Origin of the sequence: Vibrio sp. 1-Bac 57 (assembly GCF_037546855.1) — a bacterium.
GTDB lineage: Bacteria > Pseudomonadota > Gammaproteobacteria > Enterobacterales > Psychromonadaceae > Psychromonas.
The window spans coordinates 281,506-294,885 of sequence record NZ_JALAAC010000001.1 but is presented as its reverse complement, the minus strand read 5'-3'; the positions used below and the strand labels follow the sequence as shown (position 1 = coordinate 294,885).

Here is a 13,380-nt window from a genome sequence, read left to right as displayed (position 1 = left end):
AAAAAACACATTACTCTGACCACTGACATTTGCACCTTATATCTTCTGCCGTTACAATCATGCTCTTTTATACCATTTAAGGAATTACCATGGCTTTAGCTCAAGCACGTCACATATTAGTTAGCTCTGAAGAACAATGCTTAACATTAAAAAATGAAATCGAAGCAGGTACTGATTTTGCTTCAATTGCCAAACAGCATTCATCTTGCCCATCAGGTGCACAAGGTGGTGATTTAGGTGAATTTGGTCCAGGTATGATGGTTCCTGAATTTGATAAAGTTGTATTCAGTGCGCCAGTGGGTGAAGTACAAGGTCCAGTTAAAACACAATTTGGTTACCATTTATTAGAAGTAACTAAACGTAACGATTAATGATTAACCTTTGAAGTGATTTATTTCGCTTAGTTTTTTATAAGCCAAATAGAGTGAACTCAAATAGTAACCATTAATAAAAAATAGTAAGCATTAACAAAAAACCGCTTTATAAGCGGTTTTTTTATTGCAAAATTAAAATGAAAAGTTAGCAGCAAGGTTAGCCTGCATTTTGAAACGAAAGCCATTCCTGTGGTTGCGATTCTAAACATGGCGTTAATTTATCAGCGGTGACTTTAATAATTTGGAATTGTTTGAATATTTTTCCATTAGAAAAATTATGTATTTCATCAAATAGCATGCATAAACAAAAGTTATCCTGTTGTTCTAATACCATATACTTAGCAGACTCAGGTATACCAGAGGTTGTTAACATGGCTAACTCACCGTTATTATATTGAGTTTGTTGATGTTCTGATGTTTGAAATAACCAACTTTTAGGCATCATTGGTTTATGAAACAGATCTATCGCGATTAAATGTAAGATTATCTTACAACGCAGAGACTCTTCAAAGTGACTTAATGATTCACTTTCAAATAATTCAATATAACGCGACACATCATCAACGGTAAACGACAACACTTGGCTTTCTCTTAAACGTAACATATTCGATTCGTAAACAATGGGGAAAGTTCGCTCACGGTCTACAACAGATAACTTCCCCTGTTGCAGGTCAAAGACCCATTGCCATTCTGCTTTTGGAATATAATCCATTACTTTCTCCTCATGTTCTATAACTATCACTTAACCTTATATATAAAAAGGTAAAGCCCACTAATAAAGTAGTATTAATAAAGTAACATTAATAACGCGCCAATAATAAAGTAATGTTAAATACTTGGGGCAATGACTCTTATTTCAAGAGTCGAAGATATATCACGTTGCTGTTTTTAATCGCTTAGCAACATGATTATGGCGTTTACTTGATGGCCTTATTTTAAATATAGTTAACGATATTTTTAACTAATGGTGGGCCTTGATAAATAAAACCTGAATAAATTTGCACCAAGCTTGCACCGGCATTAATTTTTTCTTTTGCTGCGATAACGCTATCGATACCGCCAACACCAATGATTGGAATTTGGCCATTAAGATGTTGTGCAAATTTAGCTATCACGGCAGTACTTTTACTTTGTACCGGTCTTCCACTCAAACCACCTGCTTCCGACGCATGCGACATACCTTTAACCATTTCACGGTCTAAGGTTGTGTTGGTTGCAATTAACCCATCTATTTTGTATTTCAATAATGATTGAGCGATAGATTCAATTTCTTCGTCACTTAAGTCTGGCGCTACTTTCAATGCAATAGGTACATATTTACCATGTTTTTCCGAAAGTTCTTGTTGGCGTGTTTTCAATGAATCTAATAAATCGTCTAATGCTTCACCATATTGTAAAGAACGTAATCCCGGTGTATTTGGAGATGAAATATTGACTGCGATATAACCTGCGTGTGCGTAAACTTTATCCATACACAGCAAATAATCCTGCTTGCCCTGTTCCACTGGCGTATTAATATTTTTACCAATGTTTATGCCAATCACACCTTTAAAATTGCTATTTTTTACATTTTCAATGAGATTATCTACACCGTCATTATTAAACCCCATACGGTTGATGATCCCCTCACCTTCTAATACACGGAACATACGAGGAGAAGGGTTTCCAGGTTGACCAACTGGCGTCACCGTCCCCACCTCAATATGACCGAAACCCATTGCACCAAAGGCATCAATACATTCAGCATTTTTATCAAGACCAGCAGCAAGGCCAAGTGAATTAGGAAACGTTAATCCCATTACTTGCACTGGGCGATGTTGTACTTTTTGGCGGTATAGAAGATCTAATAATGTACCGTGCGTTAATTTGAGCTGCTTAATTGAAAGATCGTGCGCTTTTTCTGGATTCATTTTGAATAATAAACTGCGCATAACTCGATATAACATAATAGGACCTTGTATTAGTGGGTATTTATTAATGAAATTTTTATTATTGTATAGAAAAAATGGAAAAATCAACACTCAAATAATGACAAAAGGATGAAATCAGAAAGTTAATACTGTCAACTGTTGCATTAATAAAGAGGAAATTATTGATAAGTTGCAAGGAACAATCAGCAACTCTTGGCATTAATACCAAGAATATTTAATCAGATCAATTGCTTGCTAAAATTCGATTACATTATTGAATGTTACTAGTGGTAATGTTTAATGAGGGATAATGATGAATACGTACTCTCCATCCTTTTAACCACATTAGCTCATCTCTAGGTGCATTTTTAACACGTCTTGTAAGCATTTCATCAGCAGCCAAAGCAAAGCTACGTAAGACATTATCTGTTTTTTCAGGCATCGCTAACAAAACTTGTTTTAAGCCCCAGCCTTGACCTTGATATTTTTCCTTATCGGAAGTGCCCTCGCCCTTAAAATTAATATAATCTAATAAAACAAAAATACCTTCAGGTGTTGCTTTTAATGCGTTTAAACTTTGATTTATTTTAACTCTTTGTTGTTTAGTGCTATTCGCTAAGATCGCAGGAATACCCTTTTCTAAGCGTTGAATAATAAACTGAGCTTGTAATGCAGCAGTATCTTGCATTAATTGTCTTAATTGAGTCAGTTTTTCATTGTTAAACTCACGATAAAATTCTTCTCTTGTTTTCCAAGGAGCTGTTTTTGCGTTAATTAACCACTTAGGTACGGGGACGGCATTGCTAGTAATATAATCAAGTAAAGCGGGGAATTGTTCGATGTATGGCCCTTTTTTTACCGTTGGGTACCAAATAAAATGCCCGATCCCCATCGAAGGGAAATCTTCATTTCTATTCCATACCGTAAGATGCTCCTTTTTGCCTGCACCTTCATTTTCCCAAATTAAAGTCGCTAGCACATCGATTTGCGCCAGTGAAAGTGAAATAGGGTAAGTCTCAGCAAAAGATTTAAAGGGAGAGATAGCAAATAATAAAGTAAGTGACAGTATAAAATGACGCAACATAATTTACCTAAGAGATTATAAATAGTGGAGTTGATAGACTGTGATATAAATTTAAGGTTCAATTTAGCGGTAGTTAATACTGGATAACGTTAGTTAAACTACAAAATGAAAGCTCATGCTATCAATCACTTGTTCTCGTTTTTCTTGTGTCGCTACTTGATGGTATGCATCTAATGCACCACGCCCTTTAGCACTTGGCTGGTCATAACCGATGGTGTCATTGATCGACTGTTGTTGTTCTGAAGAAAGGACTAAAGAAAACTCAGTTGAATCAGCTTTCTTAGAGACAGGACTAATTTCGCTAACGGGTGGCGTATTTTCATTTTTTTTAACCTGCGACAATTTACCAATGTTAATTGGGTTAATTGGGTTATTTGTCATTGCAACATTATTATAAATGGCCATAGGTTATTAGAACTACCTCTAAGTGGATGTTATTTCTATCTGAACTTTTATAGTTGCATTATAGACAATTATTCACGACCTGGTAGTTTTTTCCACGTCACAGTGTCACGTAAATAGACCGGTGTTGCATTTTCAGGATGCACTGCAGCATTATCAGCGATTAATTCACAAGCAGATTGCAACATGAATGCTGCATTAGGGTATAAAACATCAGAAACATGACAGGCTTGAAATGCGTTTAATAACTCAGGATATGCCGCCCATCCAGTACCGACTAATAAGCTATTTTGTTGAATAGATTGACCTGTTTCAGACATCGAATTGATCAAGTCCAGTGGTTTCACTACCGTTTCTTTGCCCTGTAATTCCATGATGCCATTTACATTTAGGTAATGAGCAAAATACACTTCGCCCATACGAGCATCAATAGCCGCATAAATATGTTCAACTGTTGTGTTTGCTTGCTCACTCGAACTAAGCGTTAATGCTTCCTGAGCCATTGCTTGTAACGTTGAAACACCTACCATTTTCTTTTCTAGGCCAAATGCCAGTCCTTGGGCGATACTGATTCCAATTCTAACGCCAGTAAAACTCCCTGGACCTTGCCCATAAGCAATTACATCAATATCTGCTAAGGATAAGTTTGCCTCTTTAATCACCTCATCAACGGTTGGTAATATTCGTTGAGTATGTTCGCGAGGAGCCAGCATAAAGCGTTGAAAAATGGTTGCCTGTTTAGTTGACACTGCAACCGAACATGCTTCTGTTGAAGAATCAATGCACAGAATATTGTATAAAGATGACATAAATTGCCTATTTAATGAATATGAAAAAGTGTCCGGCGTTACGGTTAAATAACTGTTGTTTACCGTCATTAAGTTAAATTTTTGATGTGCTTAGGCACAAAATCTTGTTTTAAGTAGTACCTTTTTAATTAGTTCCTTTTTAAGCAGTACCTTTGTAAGTAGTACCGTTTTAAATATGATTGTTCTAATAAGTTTTGTTTTAAGAACTCACATTTTAAAAACTACTATAAATTATATAAAGCATTAGAAACCGATCTTAAAAACGTTAACTTGTCGCTTCTTTTGGTCACTATGTGTTGAAGCATGTTGATAATACTAGTTACAAACGAGCCATTGAAAAAGGCGTTAGTTTATTCGATTAATTTATTCAATTAAAGTAAGAAAATCGATTGCCTTGTTAAGGTCCCTAGTTCGCGGCATGCAAGGTAAACTATTAAGGAAGAGATTGCCATATTTTCGACTCACTAAACGGGTATCACAAACAATTAACACACCTTTGTCTTGTTCCGCTCTAATTAAACGCCCAACCCCCTGTTTCAAGGTGATCACCGCTTGTGGCAATTGTACGTCAAAGAACGGATCTCCGCCTTTTAACTCTGCATCTTCCATGCGCGCTTTTAACAAAGGTTCTTCAGGCGATGCAAAGGGAATTTTATCGATAATCACACAGGATAACGTTTGTCCGCGTACATCAACCCCTTCCCAAAAACTGCCCGTCGCAACCAATAGTGCGTTACCGTGATTAATGAACTCATCTAACAGGGCTTGTTTACTTTTTTCACCTTGCAATAGAACGGGTAAAGTTAACGATTCACGAAAAGCTTGTGCGAGCTGATTCATCATCGAATGACTGGTACAGAGGAAAAAACAACGTCCTTTACTGGCATTAATAACAGGCGATAGCATATCAACTAATTTGGTCGCTAATCCAGGAGTGCCTGGTTCAGGTATTAATCGAGGAACCACAAAAAGGCTCTGTGTTGCATAATCAAAAGGACTGCTTAATTGTAAGCAATTAGCCGCAGTTAATCCAAGTAGCTGAGTAAAATGCTTAAACTCCCCTTTAACCGACAAAGTCGCGGAGGTGAATATCCAACTAGCTTGCTTTTTTTGACACTCAGTTTGAAAACGAGTGGCGACACTAAGCGGCGTAATATTCAATGAAAAGTGTTGCTTAGTACATTCATACCAATAACTGAAACCGCTTTCGTGGGTGTTATTTAAACGTTCAAACAATAAACTGTATTGATTAATTTTTTCAAAACAGTGATCTAATACTTCACTTTTACCCAAACGCTCGGTCAATACTTGTTTTAAAAAGGTCATGACTTGTTGTAAACGTGTAACATGCATTTGCATAGCGCGATCTTTACTTTTATCTCGCCAACTACCCGAACCTTTTTCTATTGCAAAGGCTAGCCTGAAATCTAAAGATGCAGCCCGTAATTGCTCTGCCGCTTTTGCCATCTGTTTTGCTTCTTTTAATTCGGTACGATAGACAAAATCGATTTCTTTGGCTAGTTCTGTAAGTTGCTTACTTGATAAGGTTTCACCAAAATATTGACTGGCGATGTCTGGCAGCTGATGGGCTTCATCAAACACATAACAATCTGCTTCTGGAATTAATTGACCAAAGCCTGTCTCTTTAACTGCTAAATCGGCAAAAAACAGATGATGATTAATAACGATAACATCTGCATCCATTGCTTTAGTACGAGCTTTTACAACAAAACAATCTTCATAACTTGGGCATTCTTTACCGAGACAGTTATCATTACTGCTGGTGATTGAAGGAATGATCATTGCATCTTCAGGCAAATCATCAACTTCTGCAATATCACCGGTCCCCGTGCTAATAGACCAATCTTTAATTGCGACTAATTCACTATGCAGATTGGGTTGTTTGAAACGAGTTTCAAGCATGAAACGGTTAAGTCGTTCAATACAAAGATAGTTCGCGCGACCTTTTAATAAGGTGCAATGTCCAGTGAAACTAGTGGCTTGTAATAGAAGAGGAAGATCCTTTAAGTATAATTGTTCTTGTAACGCTTTACTGCCCGTTGAGATAACTAGTTTTTGCCCTAAGCTTTTATCTAAATTCAATAGCGCAGGTGCTAAATAAGCAAAGGTTTTGCCTGTACCCGTTTCTGCTTCGACTACTAAAGAACTTTGTTGTTTAATTGCTAGGTCAACGGACTCGGCCATTTTAACTTGTGCGTCACGACCGATAAAGTGAGGAAGAATATTGGCAAGTGCGCCTGTTGATGAAAAAAATGAAGCAATCAATTTATTAAGCTCTGCCGTTGAATAATGTATAATATTCTACGTTATTAATCTTAAACTGAAAATGCTTTAGTGCGCAGTAAAACACAAACAGTCTTTACTCGTAAGATCCGCAACGATTACTAAAGCAACAGCGATCACTAAAGCATACCATCACAACGGGAAACGACCACGGGGACATAATGACAGAGCAAAAAAAGGCAGATTTATTAACAGGTCATTTAGCCGTCGAACTCAACACCATTCGAGCGATGACGACAATTTATTGCAAAGCACACCATCAGCATTGTGTTTGTGAACAATGTTTAGCTCTGATTGAACATGCACAAAAAAAATTAGATAGATGTGTATATGGTGATAACAAACCTGCTTGCAAGCACTGCCCTATTCACTGTTACAAACCTCAATTTAGGCAACAAGCACAAGTGGTGATGCGTTACGCTGGCCCTAAAATGTTGCTTAGACATCCCGTGTTAGCTATTAAGCATTTAATCAAATCAACTAAGAAATTTCCGGAAGTCGTTCCAACTGGATTATCTAATTACCATCAACGTAAAAACAACAAATGATTCAGCTATAGTCACTGAATATAGTTTCTGAAAATAATCACTGAATATAATTTCTGGATATAGTTAAGTTTACTTACTCCTTAAATACAAATTTAACCATCAAATGGTGATGTCGATATGTTTTGTTTCTGGCTTTTCATCTTGATCTGTTTTTTTAGTGGCTGTGATAGGTTTTAGAAAATGCACGCTCTCTTCTATATCTTCAGGTGAGGCGTTATTATTACGGTTAGATGCTTGATATTTAACCACCTTGCCAGTGGACATTTTATTGGTTTGGAAAGGTTTAAACACATAGGTTCTGTTAATGAAGTCATTAATGAGATGTTGGCTCATATTCCCTCCCTATTCAGATTGTGTGCATTGATAGATAAATGGATTGTCATTGTTATCAAATTGAACTTTGAATTTATCCCTAGACTCTTTACAATACAACTCATATTAATAAGGGTTTTAACATGAATCGCAAAAAGAAACTAAATAGTATCCTCAAAAAACGCATGAAAAAGATTAATGCAAAAGCAGCACCCAATACAAAGGGCAAATATATTTCTAAAGCTGAAAGAGCAAAATTAGAACAAATAGATGCACAAAATAGTGAAAATGAATCTATTACGGGTGAATAATCAAAGTTTTTGCATAATTATTCCAATTTGGTCTTAGATATGTACAAAAATAGTTTCACATTTTGGATTGAGATTGGTAGGCTTAGTGTCAATTAAATTACAGAGTTTTAATCACAATGAAGAAAGTAAATCTGAAAGCACATCACCATCATATTACCTAATCTTTCAGGATTTTTCTTGGAAGAGATGTTATGTGCTTCCAGTGGTTACCCAAATTTAAACCCTCGGAAGTAAATCTCCCGAGGGTTTTTTAGTTTTAAATGCAAGGAAATGAGTTTATGTCAGAGCAACGTTTAAGAATCGCAATACAAAAAAAAGGTCGTTTAAGTGACGATACAGTTAAATTATTAAAAGCCTGTGGAATTAAAGTTAATTTAAATACCCAACGTTTAATCGCACACAGTGACAATATGCCAATTGATATCCTACGCGTGCGCGATGACGATATCCCAGGCTTAGTAATGGATGGTGTTGTTGATTTAGGTTTTATTGGTCAAAACGTGCTTGAAGAAGAAAGCATGATGCGTAAAGTTGCTAACGAACCGACTGCGCATAAAGTAGTGAAAGAATTAGCCTTTGGTGAATGTCGTTTCTCTCTAGCTGTTGACAATGACTTTGATTATCAAGGTGTTCAATCTTTAGCAAACCTTCGCATTGCAACAACTTATGTACATATCCTAAAACGTTTCATGGCTGAAGCTAACGTACCTTACACCTCTTGTATGCTAACTGGTTCAGTTGAAGTTGCACCACGCGCAGGTTTAGCCGATGCAATCTGTGATTTAGTTTCAACGGGTGCAACACTTGAAGCGAATGGTTTAAAAGAAGTTGAAGTGATTTACCGCTCTACTGCCGTATTAATGCAACGTAATAAACCTTTGACAGATGCAAAACAAGATTTAGTGGACCGTATCCTGACTCGTATTGATGGTGTTCAAACGGCTAAAGAATCTAAATATATTATGCTAAATGCACCAAAAGCTAACCTTGCTGCGATTACTGATCTATTACCTGGTTCTGACTTACCAACGGTGATGGAATTAGCAGGTAGTGAAGATCACGTTGCATTACACGTGGTCAGTAAAGAGAATCTTTTCTGGGAAACAATGGAGCAATTAAAAGCATTAGGTGCAAGCTCAATTCTAGTATTACCTATTGAAAAAATGATGGAGTGATCCAAAAATGGCAATGCAAACGGTCAATTGGGAACAACTAACACCTGAACAGCAAGTTAAATTACTTGCTCGCCCTGCAATGGCAGATTCTTCAGGTTTAACCTCTACTGTTTCTGAAATTATTTCTAATATTCGTCAACATGGTGATCAAGCATTACTTGAGTACACTAAACGTTTTGACAAATTAAGTGGTGATAATTTCACATTAACGCAAACGGATATTGAAGCCGCGACCCAGCGTCTCGGTAGTGATATCAAAAATGCGATTACGGTAGCTTATGAACAAGTCGTTAAGTTTCATAAAGCACAACAGCAAGATGTGATCCGCGTTGAAACAATGCCAGGTGTTGTATGCGAGATGCATACCCAGGCAATTGAATCAGTTGGTTTGTATATTCCTGGTGGCAGTGCACCATTGCCTTCTACAGTAATTATGACTGGAGCTCCTGCTCAAATTGCAGGTTGCACACGATTAGTGCTGTGCTCTCCACCGCCGCTTGCAGATGAAATTTTATACGCGGCATCACTATGTGGTGTCCATGAAATTTATTCCGTAGGTGGTGCGCAAGCTATTGCAGCTTTAGCCTACGGAACTGAAACTATTAAACCGGTGGATAAGATTTTTGGACCAGGTAATTCGTTTGTAACAGAAGCAAAACGTCAAGTCAGTAATGACTTTGCAGGCGCAGCCATTGATATGCCCGCAGGCCCTTCTGAAGTATTGGTAATTGCAGATAAAGATGCAGATCCATCTTTCATTGCTTCAGATTTATTATCACAAGCTGAACATGGCCATGATTCACAAACTATTTTAGTCACGCCTTGTGCAAAAATTGCAGAGCAAACAGGATTTGAAATAGAAACGCAGCTTGCTTTATTAGAGCGACGTGAAATTGCTGAAAAAGCAATTGCAAATAGCGTTAGTATCGTCTGTAAAGATATTGAGCAAGCTATCACTATTTCAAACCTTTATGCACCAGAACATTTAATTGTACAAACCGAGCAACCAAGAACATTACAACCTTTGCTTAAAAATGCCGGTTCTATTTTCTTAGGTGCTTGGACACCAGAGTCAGTAGGTGATTATGCCAGTGGTACTAATCATGTATTACCTACCTACGGTTACACTAAAACCTATTCAAGTTTAGGATTAGCTGACTTTGTGAAGCGTTATACAGTACAAGAGTTAACGCAGGAAGGGTTACGCAACCTCGCCCCTGCTGTAACTTGTTTAGCAGCCGCTGAAGGCTTGACTGCACATAAACGTGCGGTGACTATACGTATGGAAAAACTACAGCAGCAATAGGTCATTTGATAGCCAGAAGCTTTACGGTTCAGGCTATTATTTAAAGGTATTATTTAAAGGCTTGATTTAAAGGCTTTATTTTAGGAAACTATCATCGATGAGTACTATTCAGCAGCTTGCTAGAAAAACAGTGCAAGCATTAACACCTTATCTTTCTGCACGCCGAATTGGTGGCCGTGGTGATGTTTGGCTTAATGCTAACGAAGCACCCGATTGCAGTACCTACCAACTTGATTCATCCAATCTAAATCGTTATCCAGAATTTCAACCGCCACAAATTATTAATGCCTACGCAGCTTATGCAAAACTAAACTCAAACCAAATCCTTACCACTCGTGGTGCCGATGAAAGTATTGAAGTATTAATAAGAACATTTTGTGAAGCTGAAATTGATAGCATTTTGATCTGTCCACCTACTTACGGTATGTATGCGATCAGCGCTGAAACCTGTGGCGTTGGTATACAGCAGGTTGCATTACAAACAAACTTTGATGTTGACTATGAGGCTGTTGAAGCGGCAGTACTCGCATCAAATGGACAAGTTAAAATTGTCTTCTTATGTGCACCGAATAATCCAACTGGTAACATGCTAGATAAACAAAAACTTGCTAATTTATTAACGGCAACGGCAGGTAAAGCATTAATAGTCGCAGATGAAGCTTATATTGAGTTTTGTCCTGAATTAAGCCAAACCGACCTGATTGCTGAGCATGAAAACTTGGTGATCACTAGAACGCTTTCTAAGGCATTTGCATTAGCATCAATTCGTTGTGGTTTTACCTTAGCGCAAACTTCTGTGATCGAGATGATGGGTAAAGTGATAGCACCTTACCCAGTGCCCGGCCCGGTTGCTCAAATTGCAGCTCAAGCATTGTCTAGTGATGGCTTAGAAATAATGCGAGACCGTGTTGTTGTATTAAATAATAACCGTCAAGTATTAGCCAATGCAGTTCGTAAGCTGGACTGCGTAACAGAGGTATTCCCAACAACAGGAAACTTTTTATTGGTACGTTTTAAGGACTCTGCAAAGGTATTTCAAGCTTTTGCTGACGATGGCATCATCATGCGCGACTTTGCAAACAAACCTCGTTTAGAAAATTGTGTTCGTATCACCATTGGTAACAGTGATGAAATGAGCAGAACATTAAAGACTTTAAACTCACTGTAGGGAACAATAATGAGTACACAAAAATTTCTATTCATCGATCGCGATGGCACCTTAATTGATGAACCTATTAGTGATAAACAGGTTGATAGCTTGGAAAAACTGGTTTTTGAACCCTATGTGATTCCGAGTTTATTAACTTTACAAGATGCTGGTTATATCTTGGTGATTGTTTCTAACCAGGATGGTTTAGGCACAGATAGTTACCCACAAAGTGACTTTGATATTCCCCAAAACAAAATGATGGAAATATTTGCATCACAGGGTGTTAAGTTTGAAGCAACCCTACTTTGCCCTCATTTTCCTGAAGATAATTGCAGCTGTCGTAAACCACTCTTAGGTATGGTTAAAGAGTATTTACAGTCTGGTCGCATTGACCACAAACATTCGTATGTTATTGGTGACCGTCATACTGATATCGGTCTTGCTGATAATATGGGGATTAACGGTATTCTTTATAATAAAGAAACCTTAGGTTGGAAAAAAATAGTCCAACAATTAACGACCCTAGGCCGCACTGCATCGGTGACTCGTACTACCAAAGAAACAGATATTAATGTATTTGTTGATTTAGACACAACAGGCGAGAATAAAATAGATACAGGTATGGGATTCTTTGACCATATGTTGGATCAAATTGCTACGCACGCAGGATTCCAAATGAATGTTAGCGTCAAAGGTGACTTGCATATCGATGACCACCACAGTGTAGAAGATACTGCATTAGCGCTAGGTGAAGCATTAGATAAAGCATTAGGTGACAAACGTGGTATTGGCCGTTTTGGTTTTGTATTACCAATGGATGAAACCAAAGCAAGTTGTACTTTAGACTTATCTGGTCGCCCTTTCCTCAAATTTAAAGCTAACTTTCCACGTGAATTAGTGGGCACTATGTCTACAGAAATGGTTGAGCACTTTTTCTATTCACTAGCACAAGCAATGCGTGCAACCATTCATTTAGAAGTTGAAAATGGTAATGCGCACCACATGGTGGAAGGTTTATTTAAAACATTTGGGCGTACTTTGCGTCAAAGTATACAGATCATTGGTACTGACTTGCCATCAAGTAAAGGTGTTTTATGATAGTTATTATTGATACTGGTTGCGCTAACTTATCATCGGTACGATTTGCAATTGAGCGTTTAGGTTACGAAGTTACCGTCAGTAAAGACCCTGGTATTTTACAACAGGCTGATAAATTATTTCTGCCCGGTGTTGGTACTGCAAAAGAAGCGATGGCAAACTTAATTGAACGCAACTTAGTTGATGAAATTAAAAAGCTAACTCAGCCTGTTTTAGGTATCTGCTTAGGTATGCAAATGCTTGCGCAAGGTAGTGAAGAAGGTTTTGGCGATCAAGCGATGATAGATACATTAGGCTTAGTTGATGGTTACGTTGAAAAAATGGATGTCGCTCCTTTACGTTCTCCTCACATGGGCTGGAATCAAATCACGCCTAAATTAGACGAGCCTTTGTTTAAAGACATTCCTGCAGGCACTTACTTTTATTTCGTGCACAGTTATGCGTTACCTGTTAACGAAAACACCATCGCAAGTTGTGAATACGGTTCACCCTTCACTGCCGCTGTGAATAAAGATAATTTTTACGGTGTACAATTTCATCCAGAGCGCTCAGGAAAAGCAGGCGCTCAATTAATCAAAAACTTTTTGGAGCTTTAAA

15 protein-coding genes and 1 other annotated feature are annotated in these 13,380 nt (G+C 37.6%); of the genes, 8 read left to right on the top strand and 7 right to left on the bottom strand.

All coding sequences use genetic code 11. The features are described from left to right. The first annotated feature begins 89 nt into the window (after positions 1–89). A complete protein-coding gene (locus tag MT391_RS01205; RefSeq protein ID WP_166372907.1) occupies positions 90–371 on the top strand; it encodes a peptidylprolyl isomerase in 282 nt (93 codons plus the stop codon). A 160-nt stretch (positions 372–531) separates the two neighbouring features. On the opposite strand, the gene MT391_RS01200 is transcribed toward MT391_RS01205, so the two are convergent. From MT391_RS01200 to yoaA, 6 genes are all read right to left on the bottom strand, one after another. Continuing rightward, complete coding sequence (locus tag MT391_RS01200; protein WP_499496675.1) at positions 532–1,086, bottom strand: cell division protein ZapC domain-containing protein; 555 nt, start codon at positions 1,084–1,086, stop codon at positions 532–534. Positions 1,087–1,309: 223 nt separating this feature from the next. Beyond that, positions 1,310–2,320 carry a quinone-dependent dihydroorotate dehydrogenase gene (gene pyrD / locus MT391_RS01195; protein ID WP_499496674.1) on the bottom strand — a complete coding sequence of 337 codons (1,011 nt, stop codon included), beginning with the start codon at positions 2,318–2,320 and terminating at the stop codon, positions 1,310–1,312. Between the two features lie 235 nt (positions 2,321–2,555). Then, on the bottom strand, positions 2,556–3,368 hold the full coding sequence (locus MT391_RS01190; RefSeq protein ID WP_499496673.1) for a hypothetical protein: 813 nt from the start codon (positions 3,366–3,368) through the stop codon (positions 2,556–2,558). A 93-nt stretch (positions 3,369–3,461) separates the two neighbouring features. After that, positions 3,462–3,773: a hypothetical protein gene (locus MT391_RS01185; RefSeq protein WP_499496672.1), complete on the bottom strand. Its 312-nt coding sequence runs from the start codon at positions 3,771–3,773 to the stop codon at positions 3,462–3,464. 68 nt (positions 3,774–3,841) lie between these two features. Beyond that, on the bottom strand, positions 3,842–4,579 hold the full coding sequence (gene tsaB, locus MT391_RS01180) for a tRNA (adenosine(37)-N6)-threonylcarbamoyltransferase complex dimerization subunit type 1 TsaB (RefSeq protein ID WP_499496671.1): 738 nt from the start codon (positions 4,577–4,579) through the stop codon (positions 3,842–3,844). Positions 4,580–4,942: 363 nt separating this feature from the next. Beyond that, positions 4,943–6,865, bottom strand: coding sequence for a DNA repair helicase YoaA (gene yoaA / locus MT391_RS01175; RefSeq protein WP_499439551.1), 1,923 nt, complete (start codon positions 6,863–6,865; stop codon positions 4,943–4,945). Between the two features lie 179 nt (positions 6,866–7,044). Between yoaA and MT391_RS01170 the strand changes: the two genes are divergently transcribed. Then, positions 7,045–7,431 (top strand): nitrous oxide-stimulated promoter family protein, encoded by a 387-nt coding sequence (locus MT391_RS01170; protein WP_499496670.1) that lies wholly within the window; start codon positions 7,045–7,047, stop codon positions 7,429–7,431. Between the two features lie 99 nt (positions 7,432–7,530). Here the strand turns inward: MT391_RS01170 and MT391_RS01165 are convergent, their stop codons facing one another. Next, positions 7,531–7,764: a hypothetical protein gene (locus MT391_RS01165; protein WP_166372900.1), complete on the bottom strand. Its 234-nt coding sequence runs from the start codon at positions 7,762–7,764 to the stop codon at positions 7,531–7,533. A gap of 122 nt (positions 7,765–7,886) precedes the next feature. On the opposite strand from MT391_RS01165, the gene MT391_RS01160 reads away from it, so the two are divergent. The 6 genes from MT391_RS01160 to hisH all read left to right on the top strand — a co-directional run bounded on the left by MT391_RS01160 (position 7,887) and on the right by hisH (position 13,379). Then, the gene (locus tag MT391_RS01160; RefSeq protein ID WP_166372899.1) at positions 7,887–8,054 is read left to right on the top strand and encodes a DUF2986 domain-containing protein; all 168 of its coding nucleotides are present in this window, start codon (positions 7,887–7,889) and stop codon (positions 8,052–8,054) included. 139 nt (positions 8,055–8,193) lie between these two features. After that, positions 8,194–8,309, top strand: a sequence feature (His leader region). A gap of 23 nt (positions 8,310–8,332) precedes the next feature. Next, a complete protein-coding gene (gene hisG, locus MT391_RS01155; RefSeq protein WP_299667712.1) occupies positions 8,333–9,229 on the top strand; it encodes an ATP phosphoribosyltransferase in 897 nt (298 codons plus the stop codon). Between the two features lie 13 nt (positions 9,230–9,242). Beyond that, entirely contained in the window at positions 9,243–10,535 is a 1,293-nt protein-coding gene (gene hisD / locus MT391_RS01150; protein WP_499496697.1) for a histidinol dehydrogenase, read from the top strand. A gap of 106 nt (positions 10,536–10,641) precedes the next feature. Beyond that, entirely contained in the window at positions 10,642–11,703 is a 1,062-nt protein-coding gene (hisC, locus tag MT391_RS01145; protein WP_499496696.1) for a histidinol-phosphate transaminase, read from the top strand. A gap of 9 nt (positions 11,704–11,712) precedes the next feature. Continuing rightward, entirely contained in the window at positions 11,713–12,783 is a 1,071-nt protein-coding gene (hisB, locus tag MT391_RS01140; protein ID WP_499496669.1) for a bifunctional histidinol-phosphatase/imidazoleglycerol-phosphate dehydratase HisB, read from the top strand. Continuing rightward, positions 12,780–13,379, top strand: a complete 600-nt coding sequence (gene hisH, locus MT391_RS01135; RefSeq protein ID WP_499496668.1) for an imidazole glycerol phosphate synthase subunit HisH — start codon at positions 12,780–12,782, stop codon at positions 13,377–13,379. The genes hisB and hisH overlap by 4 nt, the downstream gene beginning before the upstream one ends. Position 13,380: the final 1 nt, after the last annotated feature.